20 protein-coding genes are annotated in these 21,834 nt (G+C 61.4%); 7 read left to right on the plus strand and 13 right to left on the minus strand.

Features of this window, described 5'->3' with window-relative positions:
- Nucleotides 1-4: 4 nt before the first annotated feature.
- From araD to ACJ8IP_RS08035, 10 genes are all read right to left on the minus strand, one after another.
- On the minus strand, nucleotides 5-697 hold the full coding sequence (araD, locus tag ACJ8IP_RS07990; protein ID WP_021505898.1) for an L-ribulose-5-phosphate 4-epimerase: 693 nt from the start codon (nucleotides 695-697) through the stop codon (nucleotides 5-7).
- Entirely contained in the window at nucleotides 691-1,560 is an 870-nt protein-coding gene (locus tag ACJ8IP_RS07995) for an L-ribulose-5-phosphate 3-epimerase (RefSeq protein WP_442524363.1), read from the minus strand. Before ACJ8IP_RS07995 ends, araD begins: the two co-directional genes overlap by 7 nt.
- Nucleotides 1,547-3,034 carry an FGGY-family carbohydrate kinase gene (locus ACJ8IP_RS08000; protein ID WP_442524364.1) on the minus strand — a complete coding sequence of 496 codons (1,488 nt, stop codon included), beginning with the start codon at nucleotides 3,032-3,034 and terminating at the stop codon, nucleotides 1,547-1,549. The genes ACJ8IP_RS07995 and ACJ8IP_RS08000 overlap by 14 nt, the downstream gene beginning before the upstream one ends.
- An 8-nt stretch (nucleotides 3,035-3,042) precedes the next feature.
- Nucleotides 3,043-4,032 (minus strand): ABC transporter permease, encoded by a 990-nt coding sequence (locus ACJ8IP_RS08005; protein ID WP_142002699.1) that lies wholly within the window; start codon nucleotides 4,030-4,032, stop codon nucleotides 3,043-3,045.
- Nucleotides 4,029-5,519: a sugar ABC transporter ATP-binding protein gene (locus ACJ8IP_RS08010; RefSeq protein WP_442524365.1), complete on the minus strand. Its 1,491-nt coding sequence runs from the start codon at nucleotides 5,517-5,519 to the stop codon at nucleotides 4,029-4,031. The genes ACJ8IP_RS08005 and ACJ8IP_RS08010 overlap by 4 nt, the downstream gene beginning before the upstream one ends.
- Nucleotides 5,520-5,573: 54 nt before the next feature.
- Nucleotides 5,574-6,491 carry an ABC transporter substrate-binding protein gene (locus ACJ8IP_RS08015; RefSeq protein WP_016927010.1) on the minus strand — a complete coding sequence of 306 codons (918 nt, stop codon included), beginning with the start codon at nucleotides 6,489-6,491 and terminating at the stop codon, nucleotides 5,574-5,576.
- 134 nt (nucleotides 6,492-6,625) lie between these two features.
- Entirely contained in the window at nucleotides 6,626-7,693 is a 1,068-nt protein-coding gene (locus tag ACJ8IP_RS08020; protein WP_016927009.1) for an erythritol/L-threitol dehydrogenase, read from the minus strand.
- A gap of 354 nt (nucleotides 7,694-8,047) precedes the next feature.
- Nucleotides 8,048-8,365 (minus strand): PTS system regulator TmaR, encoded by a 318-nt coding sequence (gene tmaR / locus ACJ8IP_RS08025; protein ID WP_004935612.1) that lies wholly within the window; start codon nucleotides 8,363-8,365, stop codon nucleotides 8,048-8,050.
- A 160-nt stretch (nucleotides 8,366-8,525) separates the two neighbouring features.
- Nucleotides 8,526-9,593, minus strand: coding sequence for an FUSC family protein (locus ACJ8IP_RS08030; RefSeq protein ID WP_033643781.1), 1,068 nt, complete (start codon nucleotides 9,591-9,593; stop codon nucleotides 8,526-8,528).
- A 94-nt stretch (nucleotides 9,594-9,687) separates the two neighbouring features.
- Entirely contained in the window at nucleotides 9,688-10,455 is a 768-nt protein-coding gene (locus tag ACJ8IP_RS08035) for an N-acetylmuramoyl-L-alanine amidase (protein ID WP_033651900.1), read from the minus strand.
- Between the two features lie 176 nt (nucleotides 10,456-10,631).
- Here ACJ8IP_RS08035 and ACJ8IP_RS08040 point away from each other — a divergent pair, with 176 nt between their 5' ends.
- A complete protein-coding gene (locus ACJ8IP_RS08040) occupies nucleotides 10,632-11,378 on the plus strand; it encodes a S24 family peptidase (protein ID WP_033643785.1) in 747 nt (248 codons plus the stop codon).
- 36 nt (nucleotides 11,379-11,414) lie between these two features.
- On the opposite strand, the gene ACJ8IP_RS08045 is transcribed toward ACJ8IP_RS08040, so the two are convergent.
- The gene (locus ACJ8IP_RS08045; protein ID WP_442524366.1) at nucleotides 11,415-12,524 is read right to left on the minus strand and encodes an SDR family oxidoreductase; all 1,110 of its coding nucleotides are present in this window, start codon (nucleotides 12,522-12,524) and stop codon (nucleotides 11,415-11,417) included.
- Nucleotides 12,525-12,782: 258 nt separating this feature from the next.
- Here ACJ8IP_RS08045 and ACJ8IP_RS08050 point away from each other — a divergent pair, with 258 nt between their 5' ends.
- From ACJ8IP_RS08050 to sbcB, 3 genes are all read left to right on the plus strand, one after another.
- A complete protein-coding gene (locus ACJ8IP_RS08050; protein ID WP_033643786.1) occupies nucleotides 12,783-12,989 on the plus strand; it encodes a hypothetical protein in 207 nt (68 codons plus the stop codon).
- 54 nt (nucleotides 12,990-13,043) lie between these two features.
- Nucleotides 13,044-13,232 (plus strand): DNA polymerase III subunit theta, encoded by a 189-nt coding sequence (locus ACJ8IP_RS08055; protein ID WP_033643787.1) that lies wholly within the window; start codon nucleotides 13,044-13,046, stop codon nucleotides 13,230-13,232.
- A 90-nt stretch (nucleotides 13,233-13,322) separates the two neighbouring features.
- Entirely contained in the window at nucleotides 13,323-14,750 is a 1,428-nt protein-coding gene (gene sbcB, locus ACJ8IP_RS08060; protein WP_273974263.1) for an exodeoxyribonuclease I, read from the plus strand.
- 70 nt (nucleotides 14,751-14,820) lie between these two features.
- On the opposite strand, the gene ACJ8IP_RS08065 is transcribed toward sbcB, so the two are convergent.
- The gene (locus ACJ8IP_RS08065) at nucleotides 14,821-16,188 is read right to left on the minus strand and encodes an APC family permease (protein ID WP_025303526.1); all 1,368 of its coding nucleotides are present in this window, start codon (nucleotides 16,186-16,188) and stop codon (nucleotides 14,821-14,823) included.
- Between the two features lie 535 nt (nucleotides 16,189-16,723).
- Complete coding sequence (locus ACJ8IP_RS08070) at nucleotides 16,724-18,142, minus strand: glutamine synthetase family protein (RefSeq protein WP_033643789.1); 1,419 nt, start codon at nucleotides 18,140-18,142, stop codon at nucleotides 16,724-16,726.
- Between the two features lie 394 nt (nucleotides 18,143-18,536).
- Here ACJ8IP_RS08070 and puuR point away from each other — a divergent pair, with 394 nt between their 5' ends.
- The 3 genes from puuR (at nucleotide 18,537) to ACJ8IP_RS08085 (ending at nucleotide 21,753) form a co-directional block, all read left to right on the plus strand.
- On the plus strand, nucleotides 18,537-19,094 hold the full coding sequence (gene puuR / locus ACJ8IP_RS08075; RefSeq protein WP_016927000.1) for an HTH-type transcriptional regulator PuuR: 558 nt from the start codon (nucleotides 18,537-18,539) through the stop codon (nucleotides 19,092-19,094).
- Between the two features lie 155 nt (nucleotides 19,095-19,249).
- Complete coding sequence (locus ACJ8IP_RS08080; protein ID WP_129992838.1) at nucleotides 19,250-20,761, plus strand: sugar ABC transporter ATP-binding protein; 1,512 nt, start codon at nucleotides 19,250-19,252, stop codon at nucleotides 20,759-20,761.
- Nucleotides 20,758-21,753 (plus strand): ABC transporter permease, encoded by a 996-nt coding sequence (locus tag ACJ8IP_RS08085; protein WP_046687512.1) that lies wholly within the window; start codon nucleotides 20,758-20,760, stop codon nucleotides 21,751-21,753. The genes ACJ8IP_RS08080 and ACJ8IP_RS08085 overlap by 4 nt, the downstream gene beginning before the upstream one ends.
- Nucleotides 21,754-21,834: the final 81 nt, after the last annotated feature.

Raw genomic sequence — 21,834 nt, forward strand, 5'->3', positions numbered from 1 at the left:
GGCGCTATTGCCCGTAGTAGGCGTGTTTGCCGTGCTTGCGCAGGAAATGTTTGTCCAGCAGCTCCGGCTGCATCGGGGCGATGGCCGGTGCCAGCTGGCGCGTCGCCATCGCCATGATCGCCACCTCTTCCAGCACCACCGCGTTGTGCACCGCATCCGCCGCGTCCTTGCCCCAGGCGAACGGGCCGTGGGAGTAAACCAATACCCCCGGCACCTGCTGCGGATCGCGCCCCGCCTGATTGAAGGTCTCGATAATCACCTTGCCGGTTTCCCCCTCGTAATCCCCGGCGATCTCCGCCTCGCTCATCGGCCGGGTACAGGGAATGTCACCGTAAAAGTAGTCGGCGTGGGTGGTGCCCAGCGCCGGGATCGGCTGCCCGGCCTGCGCCCAGATGGTGGCGTTGCGGCTGTGGGTGTGCACCACGCCGCCGATATCGGCAAAGGCGCGGTACAGCGCCAGGTGGGTGGCGGTGTCGGATGAGGGCTTGCGGTGCCCTTCGCGCACCTTGCCCTCCAGATCCACCACCACCAGATCCGCCAGCGTCATCGCCTCGTAGGCGATGCCCGAAGGCTTGATCACCACCAGCCCGCTCTGGCGATCGATCGCCGAGACGTTGCCCCAGGTAAAAGTCACCAGCCCGTATGCCGGCAGGCTGAGGTTGGCGGCCAGCACCTGCCGCTTGAGTTCGTTCAGCATGCGATGCCTCCCTCATTCATCTGTTGTTCGATCCAGGCCTTGGCCTGGGCGATGCGTTGCTTGTCCTGCCCGTCTTCGCGCGCCCACATCTCCAGCAGGTAGGGGCCGCGATAGCCGAGCGTGTTGAGCACGGTAAAGGCGTGGGCGAAATCCACGCAGCCCTCGCCGAACGGCACGTCGCGAAACTGCCCGGCGCTGCCCGGCCCCACCGCGACGGTGTCTTTGAGGTGTATAGCGGTGATGCTGCCGATGCCCAGCGCCAGCTCGGCGGCGACGTCGTTGCCCCAGGCGCTGAGGTTGCCGAGATCGGGATACACCTTGAACCACGGGCTGTTGACGTGGCGGGCGATGTCGCGCCATTTGCTGATGCTGTTGATGAACGGCGTGTCCATCACCTCCACCGACAGCATCACCTGCGCCCTGGCGGCCTGCGCCGCCGCCCACTGCATGCCCTCGATAAAGCGCTCGCGGCTGTGGCGATCGGCAGGTTCGTAATAGACGTCGTAACCCGCCAGCTGGATGTTACGGATGCCGAGATCCGTCGCCAGTTCCAGCGCCTTGCTCATCAGCACCCGCGCCCGTTCGCGGATGGCGGCATCATGGCTGCCGAACGGATCGCGCCGGTGCGCCGACAGGCACAGGCTCGGCACCGTCACCCCGCTGTCGAGCCGCGCCTGGATAAACGCCAGCCGCTGGCGGCGATCCCAGTCCAGCCGCTGCTGGCGCGCCGGCTGTTCGTCTATAGACATCTCCACAAATTCAAAGCCCAGCTCGGCGGCGGTGGCCAGCCGCTGCGGCCAGCTCAGATCGGCGGGCAGCGCCTTTTCATACAGCCCCAGACAGGCGGCGTTAGTCGTTTGCATCAGTCACCTCACTCAAAGCCTGAGCGACCGCCAGATAGCGCGCCTGCTGGGCGCGCAGGCGCCGATGGGCGGCGGTCGCGGGATAATAACAGCGCAGTTTGGGCGGCGCGGCGGCGATCGCTTCGGCGAACCCGGCGTACTCCCCGGCGCCGACGGCGGCGCACAGGGCGGCGGCGCGGCAGCCGCTCTGGCGCGTTTCCACCACCTCGAGCGGCAGGTTGCCGGCGTCGGCGTACATCTGCATCCAGACCTCGGACTGCGTCGGCCCGCCGGTCATGCGCACCCGCTCGATACGCGGGTTCAGCTGCACCATGCGCTCCTGATGGATCAGGTGCGAGAACACGATGCCCTGGTAGATCGCCTGCACCACGTCCGCCATCTCGTGGTGGGCGCTCAGGCCGATCAGCCCGCCCGGCGTGTTGCCGCCGAGGTTGGAGCCGTACAGATAAGGCAGGAACAGCAGCCCGCTCGGCTGCTCGCGGCGCTCGGCCACCCAGGCGTTGAACTGGGCGTAGCGCTGCCGGTCGTCGGCGCAGAACTGGCGCAGGAACCAGGCCAGGTTGCCGGCCGAGGTCGGGCTGCCTTCGTGCACGAAATAGCGGCCGTCGATGCAGTAGCGCCCCCAGGCGTAGGGGTAATCGGCGGGAATGATGCGCTCGGTCACGCAGGTGGCGATCGACCAGGTGCCCGCCACCGCGCTGAGCGTGCGATCGTCGGCCACGCCGGAGCTGAGCGCCGCGCCCACCACGTCGAACAGGCCGCCGTACACCGCGGTGCCCGTTCGCAGGCCGCACTGCGCCGCCGCCGCGGCCGTCACCCGCCCGGCCAGCTGCGCCGAGCCGATCGTTGGCGCGGTCTTCTCCTGCGCCTCTTCGATGCCGAAAGCCGCCATCAGCGCCGGATCGTAAGCGCCGCTGCGCTGGTTAAACAGGTTGCTGCCGGAGATGTTGGTCACTTCGGCCGCCGCCTCGCCGGTGAGGCGAAAGCGCAGGTAGTCGTGCGCCATCAGGATGCGATCGACGGCGGCGTACTGCGCCGGTTGCCGCTGCTTCAGCCAGCGCAGCAGCAGCGCCGGGTGGCTGGGCCACAGCGGCTGCAGGCTGCGCGGGTAGGTCTGCGCGTCCACCCCGGCGCGGCGCAGCTCAGCCACTGTTGCCGCCGCGCGGTTGTCCGAAGAGAGGATGCCGTTGCCGACCGGTTTGCCATGGCGGTCGATGGCGTACAGCCCTTTGCCGTGCGCCGAAAAGCTGACGCCGCGCACCTGCCCGGCCGCCAGCCCCGCCGCATGCAGCGTCTGGCGGATCGCCGCGCAAACGTCATCCCACAACGCGTCCATATTGCGTTCGCTGAAGCCCGGCTGGGCGGCAATCGCCGCGCCGTCGCGCTCGGCGATCGCCAGCTCTTCGCCGCTTGCCCGGTACAGCCCGGCCTTGATCACCGTGCCACCGACGTCTATGCCAAGAAAGACTGACATCGCGCCTCCTATTTGCGCCGCACGGAGCTGAGGTAGATGGCGGCCAGGATGATGCCGCCCTTCACCACGTTCTGGATATACGGCGATACGTTCATCAGATTGAGGCCGTTGTTGAGCACCCCGAGCATCATCGCCCCCACCAGCGTGCCGACGATGGCGCCGCGCCCGCCGGAAATCGCCGCCCCGCCCAGCACTACGGCGGCGATAGCGTCCAGCTCGAAGCCTTCGCCGGCGTTGGGCTGCCCGCTCATCAGGCGCGAGGTCAGCACCAGCCCGGCCAGCGCGGCGGTCAGGCCGCTGATCACGTACACCAGCATCTTGTAGCGCGGCACGCGGATGCCGCTCAGGCGCGCCGCCTCTTCGTTGCCGCCCATGGCATAGACGTAGCGGCCGAACGGCAGCTGGTTGAGCATCAGCCAGGCCAGCACGTACACGCCGAGCATGATCAGGATCGGCACCTGGATGCCCAGCAGCGTGCCGCGGCCAAAGAAGGAGAAGACGTCGGGCAGGCCGGAGATCGGGTAGCCGCCGGTATAGAGCAGCGCCAGGCCGCGGGCGATGCCCATCGACGCCAGGGTGACGATGATCGGCGGCATGCGCAGGTAGGCAATGCAGGCGCCATTGGCCAGGCCGAACAGCGCGCCAACCGCCAGCGCCACCACCATCGCCAGCGGGATGGGCACCGCCGCCAGCATCAGCCCGGCGGCGACCGAACCGGCCAGCGCCATCACCGGCCCCACCGAGAGATCGATGCCGCCGGTCAGGATGGCGCAGGTCATGCCCACCGCGATGATGGCGTTGATAGACACCTGGCGCGCCACGTTGGTCAGGTTGTTGACGCTGAGGAAGCTGTCGTTCAGCAGGCTCATCAGCACGAACAGGACAACGAAGCCGATAAACGGCAAGACCGCAGGGTGATGCAGCAGTTTTTCCCAGCGCTTGCCGAGGCTGGGGCCGGCGGCGCGGCGCGCCACGGCGGGTTGTTCAATTCCGATCATAAGGCACTCCCGGTCGCGTGAAGCATGATGTGGTTGGATTCGATGCCGTCGCCGGTCAGCTCGGCGACGATGTGGCCGCCGCGAAACACCAGCACGCGGTCGCACACGCCGATGATCTCCGGCAGTTCGGAAGAAATCATGATGATGGAGATGCCCTGCTGGGTCAGTTGCTGCATCAGCTGGTAGATCTCGGCCTTGGCGCCCACGTCGATGCCGCGCGTCGGCTCGTCGAAGATCAGGATGTTGCAGTCATTGTTAAGCCAGCGGGCGATCACCACCTTCTGCTGGTTGCCGCCGCTCAGGGTGCTGACGGCGGTCTCGGCGTCCGGGGTTTTCACGCCCACGGCGCGGATCAGTCGCTGCACCACGTCGCGATCCTTGCGGGCGCTGACGAAGATCTTGCCGCGCCGGTGGTGCCGGTTGAGGGTGATGTTCTGCGCCACCGAGAACGGCAGCACCAGGCCCTCGGTTTTGCGGCTCTCCGGCAGCAGGCCGATGCCCTGCGCCAGCGCCTGCGCCGGGGAGCGCAGCGCCGCCGGTTGGCCGCCGAGGCGGACGCGTTTGCGGTGGCAGCGGCTGGCGCCGATCAGCGCCGAGACGGTCTCGGTACGCCCCGAGCCCACCAGCCCGGCGAAGCCGAGGATCTCGCCCTTGTGCAGGTGGAAGCGGTCGGTCGCGCCGTGCTTCTCGCGCTGGATCTCCGCCTCCAGCAGCACCGTCGCGGTATCGACCGGGTGCTGTTTCACCGGGAAGGCGTTCTCGATTTTGCGCCCGACCATCAGCCGCACCAGCTCTTCCACGTTGGTGTCGCCGGTGGCCAGCGTTTCGATGTAGGCGCCGTCGCGCAGCACGGTGATGCGATCGCAGATGGTGAAGATTTCGTCCAGGTGGTGCGAGATAAACACCATGCCGACGCCCAGCAGCCGCAGATCGTTCATTACGCTGAACAGGTGTTCGGCCTCGCCCGGCATCAGCGTGGCGGTCGGTTCATCCAGCACCAGCACCCGCGCCTCCAGCGACAGCGCCTTGGCGATCTCAACGAACTGCTGCTGCGCCACGCTCAGATGCTCCACCGGGCAATCGAGATCGATAGCCACCGTCAGCCGCTTGAAGATCGCCTCGGCCTTGCGCCGCATCGCCCGGCGATCCAGCAGGCCCCAGCGGTTCCTGATCTCCCGGTTGAGGAAGATGTTGTCGATGGCGCTCATGTACGGAATCAACGAGAATTCCTGAAAAATAATGCCGACGCCGGCCTCGATCGCCTGGCGATAGTTGTTAAAGCGGCGCTGCTCGCCGTCGATAAAAATATCGCCCTCGTCCGGCTGATAGATGCCGCACATGATTTTCACCAGCGTCGATTTGCCGGCGCCGTTTTCGCCCAGCAGGGCGTGCACCTCGCCGCGTTGAATGGCCAGATCGATGCCGTCCAGCGCCTTCACGCCGGGAAAGCTTTTCTTGATTCGCTTCAGTTCCAGTAAAGGTGTCACCGCATTGCCCTCCGCGCCGAACGCCCCGCCGCAGCGGGGCGAACCCGGCCGCTGTTACCAGCTAAAGCCGGCCGCATTGCTGCGGTCGATCAGCTTCACTTTGACCGGCACGGTTTTCGGCACCGTGGCGCCCCAGTAGCGGGCCAGCGCAATGCCGAGCGCAATGCGCAGCTGGTCGCGCGGGAACTGCGCCGAAGTGGCGATGAACGGCGAATTCGGCTTGAGGATCTCTTTGATGGCTTCCGGCTGGCCGTCGACGCTCACCAGCTTGACCTTGGCGCCGTTGCTTTCGATCGCCGCCAGGGCGCCGAGCGCGCCGACGTCGTTGACACTGAAGATGCCCGCCAGATCCGGCGCCGACTGCAGCATGTTTTCGGTCACGGTCAGCGCGGTGTCCCGCTCCTGCTTGCCGTTTTGCTTGGTGACGATCTTGATGTCGGGGTATTTCTTCATCGCCGCTTCAAAGCCGCGCACGCGCTCCAGGATCGGCACCACCGGGATGCCGTCGAGGATCGCCACCTTGCCTTTGCCGCCCAGCGCTTTCGCCAGGTACTCGCCCGCCTGGAAGCCGGCGTCGTAGTTTTCCGAGCCGACGAATGAATCCAGCGGCCCTTCCGCCTGCGCGTCGATCGCCACCACCACCGCGCCGGCCTTATGGGCGGAGATCACCGCCGACTGCACCCCCACCGAATCGGTCGGGTTGATCAGCAGGATATCCACCTTCTTCTGCAGCATGTCCTCCACGTCGCCGATCTGTTTGGCGACGTCATGGCGCGCATCGGCCACGTACACCTTGGCGCCGATATCCGCCGCCGCCTGATCCAGCGCCTGTTTCATGGTGACGAAGTAGTCGTTGTTCATTTCCTGGAACGACATACCGATCGTGATTTGCTTGGCCAGCGCCACCTGGCTGGCCGCCAACATTCCACCGGCGACGATAAAAGGCAGGGTCTTTTTGAATAATGAAAACATAGCCAATTCTCCTGTAGGGAAGCTTCTTGTTGTGGTTATCAGAGCAACAGCATGTCTTTACGTTTGGCCGACCGGCCGGCCCCCATTGCGAGCGGGCCGACGGTCGTGACTGCAACAGCGGTACGGCGGGAGGGTCAGGGAACCAGGATCACCTTGATGGAGTCGGTCGAGTCCGCCAGGGCGAAGGCTTCGTCCCAGTCGTTCAATGAATAGCTGTGGGTGACCACGCCGTTGGAAGTCACCAGCCCGCGTTCGAACAGATCGATGGCGATTTCGTAGCTGTAGGGCGCCAGGTGCGCGCCGCGAATGTCCAGCTCCTTGCGATCGCCGATGATGGACCAGTCGACGGTGGTTTCCTTGCCGAACACGCTGAACTCCACGAAGCGGCCCAACTTGCGGATCATCTGCAGCCCCTGGGTGACGCCGATCGGCGCGCCGGTGGCCTCGATATACACGTCGCAGCCGTAGCCGCCGGTTAGCGATTTGACGATCTGGTCGGCGTCTTCCTTCAGCGGGTTGATCACCACGTCGGCGCCGAATTCCTTCGCCAGCGCCAGTCGCTCGTCGATGGCGTCGATCACGATCAGTTTCTTTGGCGTCTTCAGGCGCGCCACCTGCACCATGCACAGCCCGAGCGGCCCGGCGCCGGCCAGCACCACCACGTCGTCCAGCTGGATGTCGCCGCGCGCCACGGTGTGGATGGCGCAGGCCATCGGTTCGATCAGTACCGCGTCTTCATGGCTCAGGCTTTCCGGGATCTTGTGCACGATGGCGTTCTCGGAAAAGCGCATGTACTCCGCCATGCCGCCCTCCGCCACGTCTTTTTGGAAACCGTAAATGTTATGCGTCTCACACATCCAGTAGCTGCCGGATTTGCAGTAGCGGCACTCCCAGCACGGCACGATCTGCTCGGCGATCACCCGCTCGCCGATCCGGTATTTGCCTTCCGCGCCCTCGCCCAGCGCGGCGATGCGGCCGTAGAACTCGTGGCCCGGCACCACCGGCGGTTTAACCCACGGGTTCTCCCCCCAAAACATCTGCGCACCGTTCTTGCATTTGCAGTCGCCGGCGCAGATGCCGCAGCCTTCCACCTTGATCACCAGCTCGCGCGCCTTCGGCAGCGGCGTAGGCACCTGTTCGAAACGATAATCCTGCGGGCCATGGCAAACGACCGCGCGCATTTTTTCCGGCAACTGGCTCATCTCTTCCTCCAATACATTCGTTAAACGTTTGAATTTTATTAATGTTGACGTTGTCATTTTTATTCAACAAAAAATGAGTAACGACACAACATGTTAAATTTCAATGAATTAATCATCACACATCCCGAAAACTCAAAATGACAACGTGAACATTGATCGACATATAACCAAAGCTGCAAAAAGAATTGTTTGAGCAAAATCACAGTTCGTTAACATTGCGGCTAAAAATGCTACAAATGCGGATCGCGATCCCATTTACAGGATCGATGAGGATCGGGAGATGATCGAAACGGCGGGAAGAGAATGATTGGCAGGAATGCGGGCCAGGCATCGCGCCCGGCCCGATAAAGCGGGTTACTTCACTTCGCCCATCGCTTTCAGCTTTTTGGACAGCTCGCGGCGCTCTTTGGACAGATCGGCATTTTTGATGATGTAGTCATCAACGCGATCTTCGTAGTCGCTGCGCATGTTGGCGATGATGCCCTGAATGTCTTCAATGCTCATGCCGGGCTTGATGTACTCACTCAGGTTGTCGAGCAGCAGCACGCGCTTCTGGTTATCACGAATTTTCTTTTCGTTGTCGACGATCTCGCGTTGCAGTTTGTTTTTGCGGCGGAACATACGCACAAACTCCAGCACGTCCTGGAAACTCGGCTTATTTGCATTATCCATCTTTATACCCTTGCTTTAGTAATACACAGATTCATTTGCTTACGGCCACATGGCACCAAGATACAGGTTTGTGGCGGTCCGGCACAACAGTGATTGGCTTATCTTACCCACTTTGCCCCGGCGGCCAAAACCCAAAGCGCCGCCTTCATGATCTGACCCCTTATTCGCGCCCGGCGGCGGTGCAAACCTGGAGCAAATCCCCCAACTCTTCCAACTGCTGCGCCAGCTCCATGCTGAGCCAAACGTAGCCGTAAATCGGCGCTTCGCCGTGTTGGCCGACGCTGACTTCCTGCATCAGCGTTTTCAGCTCGCCGGCGATTTCCGCCAGCTGCCCCGCCGCCGCCTGGCGCTGCGCCTGCGGCCCTTCGCGCATCAGCACCGCCAGCGACTCCAGCGAGCTCAGCGTCAGCAGCTGGGTGCTGCGCAGCGTGCGGGCATTCAGCATGATGAAGTGCGTTTCGCGCGAGGCCCAGTAAGCATCGGCCATCAGCTCCAGCGTGCACACCAGATTGCGGCTGAGGGTTTGCACCGCTTCGAACACCGCTTTGGGGATGCGGGTTTCCTTGCTGGCGGGCACGATCAGGCTGCGCAACTTCACCACCTGATTCAACAGATCCTTGAGCTGCGGCTCCAGCCGCGGCCGCTCGATAACGTTCGGCGAAAAATACGCGCCGTAGAGGCGGGCGGCGGTTTGCAGGCAGTCCGCCATTTGCATGCGCCACAGAATGTAGGCGCGTTGCGGGTAGATGCTGGTGAACAGCAATGCCAACAGCGAGCCGAAGATCACGTCGCCGCTGCGCCACAGCGCGGTGTGCATGTCGCCGGCGCCCGCGCCGCACACCACCGCCAGCGTGATCCCCACCAGCAGCGCCATATACGGCCGTTTGCCGAGCGTCAGGTAACCGCAGACGAACATCACCACGCCGCACCAAACCAGCATCAGCGGCAGCGAATAGAGCTCCAGATACAGGGCGATCAGGCCGGAGGCGGCGCCGAACACCGTGCCGGCAATGCGTTGCAGCGCGCGCTGCAGCACGTTGCCCCAAAACGAGATCGGCCCCATCACCACCACCAGGGTGATCAGCGGCCAGGTGCCTTCGGGCACCGCCAGCAGGCGGATCAGCAGAAAGGTCAGGATAAACGCCAGCCCGATGCGCACGCCGTGTACGATGCGATAGTGGCGATAGGTCAGCAGTTCAAGGGAAGAGATTTTTCGATCGAGGCGCACAGTGCCTCCGATAAAGACCAGCCAGGCCGCTATTTTAGCGGAGGAAGCCCGGCGAGGAAAAGGCGAATGAGGCGTCCCCCATTCACCTTCAGGCTCAGGCGACGTACTTGTCGACCAGCGCGCGCAGAACGGCGGCGGTTTCAACATCCATCACGCCGTCATACTTCTGCTGACGGAAGTGCAGCTGGAACGCGCGCACCAGCTGGCGATAGCCTTCTGCGGTGTTCGCCGCCGAGGTGTCGTAGCCATATTGGGCGAACAGTTTCAGCAGATCGGCCTGCGCCGGCAGGCCCTGGCTGCAGTATTCCTGCTGGCGCTGCTGCTTGGTCGCTTCGTCATACCAGGCGCCGACGCCGGCCTGATACAGCTGCTGCCACGGGAACTGCGGGCCCGGATCGCTCTTGCGGCCCGGTGCGATGTCAGAGTGCGCCACCACGTTCACCGGCGAGATGTCCGGATAACGCTGCAGGATGTTCTGCGCCAGCTGGGTGACGGCCTCGATCTGCTGCGGATTGAACGGCGGGAAGGTGATGTTTCCACCGTCGCCGCTCGCCAGGTTGACGATCTCGATGCCGATCGAGGTGTCGTTGATATTGCTGCGGGTGCCCCATTGGCTGCTGCCGGCATGCCAGGCGCGCTCATTCTCGTCCACCAGGTTGAAGATGCGCACACCGCTGAAGCCGGCCGCCTGATAGGTCGCCTCGGTCGGATCCGGCACCAGATAGTGCGCGCTGACCGATTTTCCGGTCAACGACTTCACCGAGTCGGCGAAGTTTTGCGCCGTGTAGTGCAGCACCAGAAAGCGCACGCGGTGGCCGAAGCTGGCGACCGATCGGTAGCTATTGTAATCAATCTTGTACATCGTAAAGTCCCTCTCTCGTTTGATTTCACTGAGCGGCCCCTCATCATGACAGACCGCCCCGCACGGGTGAACCCTTGGCTCACCCTTTTTGTTTTAGCTAATTGCTAAATAATGCGCAAGTCTTTTTTAGCAAAATCGTTATTTACCTTTTTGCTAAAGAGTGCGATCATTGCACGATGGAAACTAAAGAAATCAGGCGCAACAATCTGCGCGAATTGATGGCCCGCTACGCCCGGCAAGGCGTCAACCAGAATGAATTCGCCACGCTGGTTGAGTCTTCCGCGCCGACGCTGAGCCAAATCATCGGGGAGAAATCCTCCCGCAATCTTGGCGACAATCTGGCCAGGCGGATCGAGGCCAAGCTGAATTTGCCCAAGGGCTGGTTCGACGTGTTTCATGAAAAGCAGCTGGTGCGCCCGTTTGACAACGTGGCGGCGGAGTCGGACTTCCAACCCGCCCGCTTGAAACCGGTGGTATGGGAAGATACCGAACAAGACAAGGAAGAGTTTGTGGAGATCCCGCTGCTGGATATCGATTTTTCCGCCGGCGACGGCTGCTACGAAATCGTCGATCGCGAGGAGTTTTCGCTGATCTTTCGCCGTTACTATCTGCACAAGATGGGGGTGGCGGTCAACGCCGCGCGCATTATCCGCATCTCCGGCTCCAGCATGGAACCGCGCCTGCAGGACGGCGACGTGGTCGGCATCAACACCGACGACACGCGCATCCGCGAGGGCAAGACCTACGCCATCCGCCACGGCAATTTGCTGCGGGTGAAGGTGCTTATCGAGCAGCCGGACGGCGGCGTCATCATCCGCTCCCTCAACCGGGAAGAGTACCAGGACGAGCATCTCAGCTATCAGCAGCGCAAAGAGCAACTGGTGGTGCTCGGCCGCGTCTTCTGGTCATCTTCGTCCTGGTAACGGACCACAGCGTCGGGCGCCCAGGGCGCCCGGCGGTTATTTGAAGTCCACCACCATCTGTTGCTGAATGGACAACCCGCGGGTCGACTGCACGCAGCCGGCGATGTAGTCGGTGAAGCGCGGCGGTTTCGGCATGCCCAGCTTGAGGATTTTCTCGTTGCTGAAACGCACGTTGAGCATGGCGAACGATCCGTACAGGCGCATCGCTTTGAGCATCAGCCGCTCGTTGCACGGGCCGAAAATGTCTTTCAGCTGACGGCGCATTTTCACCAGCGCGTCATACGTCACCTGCGCATACTCATCGCTCACCGGCGCCTTTTCCAGCGCCGCCGCCATGGCGCGGTCGATTTCGGCAAAGCTGACGCTGCTCTCCTCACCGGCGGAGATATGATAAACGTCGTTCTCGAGCGTTTCGCTGTTCATCAACATCACCAACGCATCCGCACAGTAGTCCGCCGGGATCACATCGATATTGTCCTGCAGCGAACACATGAACTTGCGCAGCATCAGCGCCATGCCGAACACCCAGAAAATGCTGCTGGAAGGCTGGCAGCCCAGGCGAGTGTGGCCAACGACGATCGACGGACGGGCGATGGTCAGCGGCATGTGCGGGCAGCGCTGGCGCATCAGCTGTTCGATGGTGGATTTGGAACGCGTATATTCCACCAGGTGCTCGGCGTCTTCCTCAAACTCGCCGCTCTCCGACACCAGCGAACCCGGCTCCGGCGAACAGGACATGGCGGTACCGACGTGCAGGAAGCGTTTTAATCCCGGCACCTGCGCCATTCTTTCGGCAAAGGCCAGTGTGCCTTCTACGTTTACCTTCCAAATGAGCGGGTTATTACCGAAAGAAGCAACGGCCGCGCAGTTAATAACGTGCGTGACTTTGTTAATGCGTGCGTCAGTTAAAAAGTCGGCCGGCTCGGAAAGGTCGCCCAACAATATATTTTCTATCGTAATTTTAGACAGCAGATTCGCGTCGATATTAAATTTTTCCATATTCGCGCGAATACGGGCCAGCCCTTGCTGCGCATCGTCGGCGCGCACCAGTAAAAGATAATTAATAGACTGATTTTCAATCAATAATTTTTCAAGAACCGCACCACCGAGAAAGCCGGTAGCGCCGGTCAACAGCAGCGTTTTCATAATTGTCACCCACATTGGCATTGAATGTGGAAGATTGTATCTGCGGATAATTAAACAATTATTAAATAGAATTACGGCGCCCTTAAACACTTTTCTTAATATTATCTTAAGGAATCTTTTGAAACATCCATCATGGGTTTAGTAACAAAAGAGTCGGGACAAGATTACGATTAATCCCTGCTGTTTAAATACCATTGATGTAACCCCTGATTTAATTTAACGGTCAATGTTATTTCTCTTTTCGTCCGTGGAGGACTTATGACCTATAACCAAAAAATCTGGTTGGGGGTTTTGCTGCTATGCACCCTGTTTTGGGTGGCGGTGATCGGCGGCGCCTGTTCGCTGTATCAACGCGTGGATCGCTTCCAGGCACATCACGCAGAGAGCGAGTTCGCCGCCCGCCACGGCCAGGCGCCTTGCGCGCAACCCGGCGCTCAGGCGTCGACTGCCCCCCGGAATGGGTAGGGACAATATCCGCTAACGATCCTATTATGCCCTAAGGTTAACAGGGAGATAACGATGGCTCGAAAGCTGGATAGCTTACCGCAGGCGCAACGCGAGAAAATAGAAACCGATTTGCTGGCCATCAGCGTGATCTACAACGAACGCTACGGCATCGCCTCCACTCAGGCGGAAACAGAACAACAGGTCCCCGACCACCTGCTCCCCTACTTTCATCAACGGCTGAATTATTATCGCCGTGCGTAATTGCGCGCATTTCGCTAACCGCCGCTTGGCATCGCTCCCCACGCCGTTACAATAGAGGCATATTGTATCCGCCACTGAAGAGACGCGATTTTGAGCAGCAAGGCAACGGCCACATTTTACATTCACGATTACGAGACCTTCGGCAAGAGCCCGTCGCTGGACCGCCCGGCGCAGTTCGCCGGCGTGCGCACCGATATGGATTTCAACATTATCGAAGAGCCGCTGGTCATCTACTGCGCCCCGGCCGACGATTACCTGCCGGAACCGGAGGCGGTGATGATCACCGGCATCACGCCGCAGGTGGCGCGCGCCAAAGGCGTTAACGAAGCCGAATTCACCCGCCAAATCCATCAGGCCTTCAGCGTGGCCAGCACCTGCATTCTCGGTTACAACAACATCCGCTTCGATGACGAAGTGAGCCGCAATATCTTCTATCGCAACTTCTACGATCCCTACGCCTACAGCTGGCAAAACGGCAACTCGCGCTGGGATCTGCTGGATGTGATGCGCGCCTGCTACGCTCTGCGCCCGGACGGCATCGTTTGGCCGGAAAACGAAGACGGTTTCCCCAGCTTCCGCCTGGAACACCTGACGCGCGCCAACGGCGTCGAGCACACGCAGGCTCACGACGCGATGTCGGACGTTTACGCCACCATCGCCATGGCCAAGCTGGTCAAGCAGGCGCAGCCGCGGCTGTTCGATTTCCTGTTGCAGCACCGCAATAAACACAAGCTGAACGCCCTGATCGACGTCGCCGACATGACGCCGCTGGTGCATGTCTCCGGCATGTTCGGCGCGGCGCGCGGCAATACCAGCTGGGTGTCGCCGCTGGCCTGGCACCCGGACAACAAGAATGCGGTGATCATGTGCGATCTGGCCGGCGACATGACGCCGCTGTTGACGTTGAGCGCCGAGCAGCTGCGTGAGCGGCTGTACACCCGCCGCGACGATCTGGCGCCGGATCAGGCGCCGGTGCCGATCAAGCTGGTGCACATCAACAAATGCCCGGTGCTGGCGCCGGCCAAAACCCTGCTGCCGGAGAACGCCGAGCGGCTGGGCATCGATCGTCAGGCGTGCCTGCAAAATCTGCAGCTGCTGAAACAGCATCCGGAAGTGCGCGAGAAAGTGGTCGCGCTGTTCGCCGAAGCCGAGCCGTTCAAAGGTTCCGAGGACGTCGACGCCCGCTTGTACGACGGTTTCTTCAGCGACGCCGACAAGGCGGCGATGAGGATTATCCAGCAGACCAAGCCGCAGAACCTGCCGGCGCTGGATCTGGCCTTCAGCGACGGCCGCATGAAAGAGCTGCTGTTCCGCTTCCGCGCGCGCAACTACCCGAATACGCTGGACGACGCCGAGCAGCGCCGCTGGCTGCAACATCGTCAGGAAGCCTTGAGCGCGGAGCGCGTGCAGAGCTATCTGCTGCAGCTCGAATCGCTGTATAACCTGCACGAAGGCGACAAAGAGAAAACCGCCCTGCTGAAAGCGCTGTTCGATTACGGCAAAGAGTTGGTGGGATAAAATCCGCCGCAGCAGAAAAGGAAAAGGCCGCGAAAGCGGCCTTTTTTGTGGCTGAGGAGACGGCTCGCGCTTAGGCGGCGTCTTCGCTCGCTTGCGGCACCGGCAGACGGAAGCTGCGGGTGACGAAGGCCAGGTAGATCAGGCCGATGGCCGCCCAAACCAGGCCCAGCGTCATCGAGCTGGCTTCCAGGTTGATCCACAGCGCGCCGACGGTCAGTGCGCCCATCACCGGCAGGATCAGGTAGTTGAACGTGTCCTTCACGGTGCGGTTCATCTTGTCGCGAATATAGAACTGCGAGATCACCGACAGGTTAACGAAGGTGAAGGCCACCAGCGCACCGAAGTTGATCAGCGCGGTCGCGGTCACCAGGTCAAACGACACCGCGGACAACGCGATGGCGCCTACCAGCAGCACATTCAGCGCCGGGGTACGCCACTTCGGATGCACATAGCCGAAGAAGCGAGTCGGGAACACGCCGTCGCGGCCCATCACGTACATCAGACGCGAAACGCCCGCGTGCGCCGCCATGCCCGACGCCAATACCGTCACGCAGGAGAACACCAGGATCACCGACTGGAAGAACTTGCCCGCCACGTACAGCATGATTTCAGGCTGCGACGCGTCCGGATCCTTGAAGCGCGAAATGTCCGGGAAGTACAGCTGCACGAAGTAAGACACCACGATAAAGATGATGCCGCCGATCAGCGCCGTCAGGAAGATGGCTTTCGGGATCACTTTTTCCGCGTCTTTGGTCTCTTCGGACAGCGAGCTGATGCCGTCGAAGCCCAAGAACGAGAAGCACAGGATGGTCGCGCCGGTAATCATCGGCACCACGTGAGCGTTATCGGACCAGAACGGGCGGCTGCTGACCAGCGTACCGGCGCCTTCGCCGTGGTAAATGCCGTTGATCACCAGGCCGAGGAACACGATCATGATCGCCACCTGCACCACCACGATGATGGAGTTCAGGTTAGCCACCAGCTTGATGCCGCGCAGGTTGAAAATCGTCATCAAGCCGACCAGCACCGCCACGAAGATCCAGGACGGTACGCCCGGGAAGATCGCTTCCAGGTAAATCTTGGCCAGCAAAATGTTGATCATCGGCATGAACAGGTAGTCCAGCAGCGATGACCAGCCCACCATAAAGCCGACGTGCGGGCTGATGGCTTTCTGGGCGTAGGTGTAGGCGGAACCGGCGGAAGGGAACTTCTTCACCAGCTTGCCGTAGCTCAGGGCGGTAAACAGGATCGCCAGCAGAGCGAAGGCGTACGCGGTCGCGACGTGACCATCGGTCAGGCCGGATACGATGCCGAAGGTATCGAAAATGGTCATTGGCTGCAGGTAAGCCAAGCCCATCATCACTACCGGAACTAAAGTCAGGGTTTTACGCAGCTGAGTGCGCTGAGCCGGAGCGGCGTTGATAGTGTTATCGGACATTGTTCAGCCCCCCCTTACCTTGAGCCTTGCGGATGGCGGACACGCCAAGACTTAAGGTTGCGGGGAAACTTCGCAACGAGCGACTTAATTCTAAAAGAAGGGGGTTGTAAGCTGGATAACGGGTCGAGGTAACCTCGGCTGCTCCATAGTCGCTGCGGCCACAGCGGAAACCGGCGGGCACCGGCGCTAAAGTGAAAAATTGCCCCATCTTTCTAATCCTCATGAGTCACGACCATAAAGTTTTGTTTGATCGTGCACGAAACTATTTATCTATCCGGATCGGTGTCCGGCCTCGCTTGGTGTATGAAACGCTACGTTGGTAAAACATAATGCAAAAAAAATAACCGACGCTTTCAAAACGTCGGCTATCTGCATTTGAGATATTTTGCACCAGAATGCCTCCGAATGACAAGATCCGGAAACCCTCAAATACAAATTCTTTTTGTCGATCGCACGGAAAACCAGCCCGGCAGGCGAATTAATCCGCTGCCGGCAGGCCAGTCGCCCGCACATACCTCTTACTTTATACGCCTATTCAGGCATTTTTCAACATCCAGTCGATCTCGGTTTCCGTCACTCGCCGTTCAAACTGCAGCAGTTCGTCGGTCTTGCAGGCGTGATAAACGCGGGTGAAACGCTCGCCGAGATAGTGCGTCAGCGCGTGCTGATGTTCAAACTCGTACAGCGCGTCGCTCTGGCGGATCGGCAGCGGCAGCCCCTCTTGCTCCAGCCCGTTGCCGGTCACCGGCTCAGGCAGCGGCAGTAGGTTGTCCAGCCCGTACAGCATGCCGGCCAGGATCGCCGCCATCACCAGATACGGATTGGCGTCGGCGCCGGCCACGCGATACTCCACCCGATGGTTCTCCGGTTCGCCGCAGGGAATGCGCAGCGCCACGGTGCGGTTATTGTGGCCCCAGGCGGCCTGGATCGGCACATACATCCCCGGCTGGAAACGCCGATAGGCATTGACGTTCGGCGCCAACAGCGCCATCGACGCCGGCATCAGGGTGATCATCCCGGCCAGCGCCTGTTTCAAGAGCGGCGAATCCTCGCCTTCGCCGTCGGCGAACAGGTTGTTGCCCGCGCCATCCTGCATGCTGACGTGCACGTGCATGCCGCTGCCGGCGTAATCCTCATAGGGCTTGGCCATAAAGGTGGCGTGCATGCCGTGGTTCTCGGCCACCAGCCGCACCAGCCGCTTCAGCGCCAGCGCGTGGTCGCAGGCCTGCAAGATATCGTCGGTATGGCGCAGGTTGACCTCGAACTGCCCCGGCGAGGCCTCCGCCACCGCGCCGTCCGCCGGCAGCCCCTGCAGCTTCGCCAGCGCGTCGATATCGTTCAGCACCTCGGCGAAATGGTTCAGGTTATCGACGGAGTACACCTGGCTTTGGGTGTTGCGCTCCTGCGTGCCGGGCGCACACGGCGGTTGCAAATCGCCTTCCGCGTCGCGCTGCCGATCGATGAGATAAAACTCCAGCTCTACCGCTGCCACCGGGAACAAGCCGCGCTGTCGCAGCGCCTGCCACACGCGGTTCAGCACATTGCGGGGTTCAACGTCAAAGGGAGTGCCATCTTCATCCAGCATGGTGAGCAGCACCTGGCCGATGTGCTGCGGATCGGCCGCCGACGGCGTCAGCGAACCGGGCACCGGCAGGCATACGCGATCCGGTTCGCCGAGTTCCTGCCCAAGGCCGGCCTCCTCCACCACGTTGCCGAGGATGTCCATAGCGAACACCGACGCGGGGAAGTAGCTGCCTTTTTCCAGTTTTTTCAACCCTGAGACGGGTATGCGTTTGCCGCGGAAGGAACCATTGAGATCGGTGAGAAGGATATCGATATACTGCGTGGCGGGATGGCGTTCCAAATAATGAGCGACCTCATTTTGGAACGCGCTACTTCGCCTCTCTTCATGATGCTGTGCAAAATGTTCAACTGCTGCGCTATTGGTTTGCATACGTCACCCGCCATTATGCTCTTAAGGCGCGTTGGCGCCCGTCCGCCGTTCGATTCAACACATGATTGGATTTCTCGCCAGGTCGCGCCGCTGCGGGCGCTCAAAATAACATCCACAACATGAAACATAGTCTTAACAGAATGGGTTTGCAAATGTTACAATCCTGTTTGATTATTCGCCACCGGCTGCTAAATTGATAAAATATTGACCGAAAAGGCCTTGCCGCCATTTTCACGTCAACTATTTTGTCCGCCGCGCCGACGGTGAGCATGGGCAATATATTTTCCAAACCTACCCTAACTACCGATATCATGCAGCATCGTTATCGACCAGGCAGGCGCCCGATACCGATCGTCATTTCAGCCTGTCGCCCTTACCAGAAGGAAGTACCGCTATGAGCGAAGCCAGCTTGGCACCGGGCAAACGCCTGTCGCAGATCCGCCAGCAATTGGGTTTGTCGCAGCGCCGGGTCGCCGAACTGTCCGGGTTAACCCACAGTGCGATCAGCACCATCGAACAGGACAAAGTCAGCCCGGCCATCAGCACGCTGCAAAAGTTGCTTAAGGTGTATGGCCTGTCGCTGTCGGAATTCTTTGCCGAACCGGAGGCCGTCGACGAGCCGCGCGTGGTGATCGACGCCGAGGATCTGATTGAGATCGGCAGCCAGGGGGTGTCGATGAAGCTGGTGCACAACGGCAGCCCGACGCGCAACCTGGCGATGATGCTGGAAACCTACCAGCCCGGCACCACCACCGGCGAAAAGATCAAGCATCAGGGCGAAGAGATAGGCACCCTGCTGGAGGGCGAGATCGTGCTGACCATCAACGGCCAGAGTTACTGCCTGACCGCCGGTCAGAGCTACGCCATCAACACCGGCATTCCGCACAGCTTCAGCAATACCTCGGCGCGCATCTGCCGCATCGTCAGCGCACACACCCCCACCACCTTCTGACCGTTTATCGCTCCGGCGCAGCCTGACGCGGGTTGCGCCCCTGTCCGCCCACGCTTTTCATCGCCGTTATGCCATTTTGTTGGTTGCCAACGGCGCAATCTGTGTTACAACAGAGCAAAACAGCCATCTAAACATCTAAACGGCCTCACTACGCAATGTCAACCGCAACGCCTTCGCGCCTCGAGATGCGCAATATCTCGATCGCCTTCGCCGGCTTCAACGCGCTGCAGGACGTGGACTTCACGCTGCACGGCGGCTCAATCCACGCGCTGGTCGGCGCCAACGGCGCGGGCAAATCGACGCTAATGGCGATCCTCTCCGGCGCCCACGATCACTACCGCGGCGAGATCCTGATCGACGGCCGGGCAGTGGAAATTCATTCCCCGCTGCAGGCGCGCCGCCACGGCATCCACGTGGTGCAGCAAGAAGTCGATGTCGCGCTGATCCCCACGCTGTCGGTGGCGGAAAACATCATGCTGGACTGGCTGAACGAACCGGGCCACTGGCTGAACTGGGCGGAGCTGCACCGCCGCGCCGCACAGCTGCTGCAGCAATGGGCGCTGCCACTCAACCCGCGCAGACGCCTGGCGGACTGCACGCTGGCGGAAAAACAGCAGGTGCTGCTGGCGCGCGCGCTGTCGCACCGCTGCCGTTTTCTGGTGCTCGATGAACCGACCGCGCCGCTCGATCGCGCCGAGAGCGAGCGCCTGTTCAACGTGGTGCGCCGCCTGCAATCTGAAGGCATCGGCATCGTGTTCATTTCTCACCGCATCCACGAACTGAGCGACATTTGCGATCGGCTGACGGTGCTGCGCGACGGCCGCCGCGTCAGCGAAGACGCCATGCGCGGCCTCGGCGGCGAACAGATCGTCGAGAAAATGCTCGGCCACCGGCTGGACGACATTTTCCCGCCGCCGCGCCCGCCGCACGCGGAGCGTACGCTGCTGCAGGTGGAGGGCTTGCGCGATCGCCATAAGCTGCGCGACGTTTCGCTGCGGCTGCATGAAGGCGAGATCCTCGGCATCGCCGGGCTGGCCGGGGCCGGGAAAAGCGAGCTGTGCAAGGCATTGTTCGGCGCCGGCGCCGCGCTGCTGGAACGCGGCGAACTGCGCGGGCAGCCCTGGGCGCCGCGTGCGCCGCATCTGTCGGTCGAACAGGGGCTGGCGCTGGTGCCGGAAGAACGCCGCAAAGAAGGCATTTTTATCGATGAGGCGATCCCGATGAACCTGAGCGTCAGCGCCGATGACAGCTTCTCGCGCTGGAGCCTGTTCAGCCGGCGGCAAGAGCTGCGCTGGGCGCGCGAGATCATGCAGCGTCTGAACATTCGCGCCTCCGGTCCGCAACAGCGGCTGGCGCGCCTGTCCGGCGGCAATCAGCAAAAAGTGGCGATCGGCAAGTGGCTGCGCGGCGACGCCGACGTGCTGATCTTCGATGAGCCGACCAAGGGCGTGGACATCAAGGCCAAACAGGAACTGTTCAGCCTAATCGACGGCCTGGCCCGCGCCGGCAAAGGCGTGATTTACGCCTCCGGCGAGTTCGCCGAGCTGGTTGGCCTGTGCGATCGCATCTGCGTGCTGTGGGATGGCCGCATCGTGGCGGAGCTGAACGCCGCCGATACCGACGAAGAAACCTTATTGCTCTATTCCACCGGAGGAACCCCTGCGTGAGTAAAGAATTTGCCTTGCGGCCTGCGCTGCCCTGGCGCCAACAGCTGTTTGATTTCCTCTACAAGTGGGGCATGCTGCTGACCGTCGCGGCGCTGGTCGCCCTGTTTGGCCTGGCGTCGGACAACTTTCTCGATGCCAACAACATCATCAATATCCTGCGTTCGATCGCCATCGTGACGGTGATCGCCATCGGCGTCTCTATCTCGCTGTCGGTCGGCGGTTTCGATCTGTCGGTCGGCTCGACCGCCTCGCTGGCCAACGCGCTGGTGATTTCCCTGTTCGTCTGGCACGGGTTCGGCACCGCCGGCGCCATCGTGGTGACGCTGTTGCTGTGCACGCTGGTCGGCCTGTTCAACGCCCTGCTAATAGTGGTGCTCAAAATCCCCGATATGCTGGCGACGCTGGCCAGCCTGTTCGTGATCCAGGGCGTGGCGATGACCTACAGCTACGGCGGCTCCATCACCCAAAACATGGTGCTGCCGAATGGCGACATGGCGGAAGGCCTGATCCCGGAAGTGTTTTCCGCCCTCGGCCAGGTGCCGGTGATCGTGCTGATCATGCTGGCGGTCACCGTGGCGGTACAGCTGTTCCTGTCGTTGACCAAGCACGGCCGCCGCATGTACGCCATCGGCGGCAACCCCGAGGCGGCACGCCTGTCGGGCATTCGCACCGTACGTTACAGGGTTGCCGCTTACGTCATTTCTTCTTGGCTGGCGGCGCTTGGCGGCATCCTGCTGGCGTCACGTATCGGCTCTTCGCAGGTCAATGCCGGCGGTGGCTATCTGATGGATGCGGTGGCGGCGGCCTACATCGGCTTCTCGCTGGCCGGCGCCGGCAAACCCAATGCGCTCGGCACCCTGATCGGCGCGGTGATCCTCGGCGTGCTGCAAAACGGCCTGGTGATGCTGTCGGTGCCCTACTACGCCATGGACATTATCAAAGGCCTGGTGTTGGCGCTGGCGCTGGCCATCACCTATATCCAGAAACGCTGATCCTCTCCGGCGCACGTCTGCTGCGCCGCTTTTCCCTTTAATTCATCCGGTTACTCTTTCCCGCCAGAATAACAAGCATAC

It is taken from the genome of Serratia sp. CY52157, assembly GCF_052168495.1.
Taxonomy (GTDB): domain Bacteria; phylum Pseudomonadota; class Gammaproteobacteria; order Enterobacterales; family Enterobacteriaceae; genus Serratia; species Serratia ureilytica.

Excerpts from the sequence above, each read along its gene's own strand:
- ACJ8IP_RS08045 (WP_442524366.1), bottom strand. The coding sequence starts at position 12,524 with ATGAAAACGCTGCTGTTGACCGGCGCTACCGGCTTTCTCGGTGGTGCG.
- ACJ8IP_RS08000 (WP_442524364.1), bottom strand. The coding sequence starts at position 3,034 with ATGTCAGTCTTTCTTGGCATAGACGTCGGTGGCACGGTGATCAAGGCC.
- ACJ8IP_RS08020 (WP_016927009.1), bottom strand. The coding sequence starts at position 7,693 with ATGAGCCAGTTGCCGGAAAAAATGCGCGCGGTCGTTTGCCATGGCCCG.
- ACJ8IP_RS08005 (WP_142002699.1), bottom strand. The coding sequence starts at position 4,032 with ATGATCGGAATTGAACAACCCGCCGTGGCGCGCCGCGCCGCCGGCCCC.
- ACJ8IP_RS08035 (WP_033651900.1), bottom strand. The coding sequence starts at position 10,455 with ATGTACAAGATTGATTACAATAGCTACCGATCGGTCGCCAGCTTCGGC.
- ACJ8IP_RS07995 (WP_442524363.1), bottom strand. The coding sequence starts at position 1,560 with ATGCAAACGACTAACGCCGCCTGTCTGGGGCTGTATGAAAAGGCGCTG.
- araD (WP_021505898.1), bottom strand. The coding sequence starts at position 697 with ATGCTGAACGAACTCAAGCGGCAGGTGCTGGCCGCCAACCTCAGCCTG.
- ACJ8IP_RS08015 (WP_016927010.1), bottom strand. The coding sequence starts at position 6,491 with ATGTTTTCATTATTCAAAAAGACCCTGCCTTTTATCGTCGCCGGTGGA.
- ACJ8IP_RS08055 (WP_033643787.1), top strand. The coding sequence starts at position 13,044 with ATGGCTCGAAAGCTGGATAGCTTACCGCAGGCGCAACGCGAGAAAATA.
- ACJ8IP_RS08050 (WP_033643786.1), top strand. The coding sequence starts at position 12,783 with ATGACCTATAACCAAAAAATCTGGTTGGGGGTTTTGCTGCTATGCACC.
- ACJ8IP_RS08070 (WP_033643789.1), bottom strand. The coding sequence starts at position 18,142 with ATGCAAACCAATAGCGCAGCAGTTGAACATTTTGCACAGCATCATGAA.
- puuR (WP_016927000.1), top strand. The coding sequence starts at position 18,537 with ATGAGCGAAGCCAGCTTGGCACCGGGCAAACGCCTGTCGCAGATCCGC.
- ACJ8IP_RS08080 (WP_129992838.1), top strand. The coding sequence starts at position 19,250 with ATGTCAACCGCAACGCCTTCGCGCCTCGAGATGCGCAATATCTCGATC.
- tmaR (WP_004935612.1), bottom strand. The coding sequence starts at position 8,365 with ATGGATAATGCAAATAAGCCGAGTTTCCAGGACGTGCTGGAGTTTGTG.
- ACJ8IP_RS08040 (WP_033643785.1), top strand. The coding sequence starts at position 10,632 with ATGGAAACTAAAGAAATCAGGCGCAACAATCTGCGCGAATTGATGGCC.
- ACJ8IP_RS08065 (WP_025303526.1), bottom strand. The coding sequence starts at position 16,188 with ATGTCCGATAACACTATCAACGCCGCTCCGGCTCAGCGCACTCAGCTG.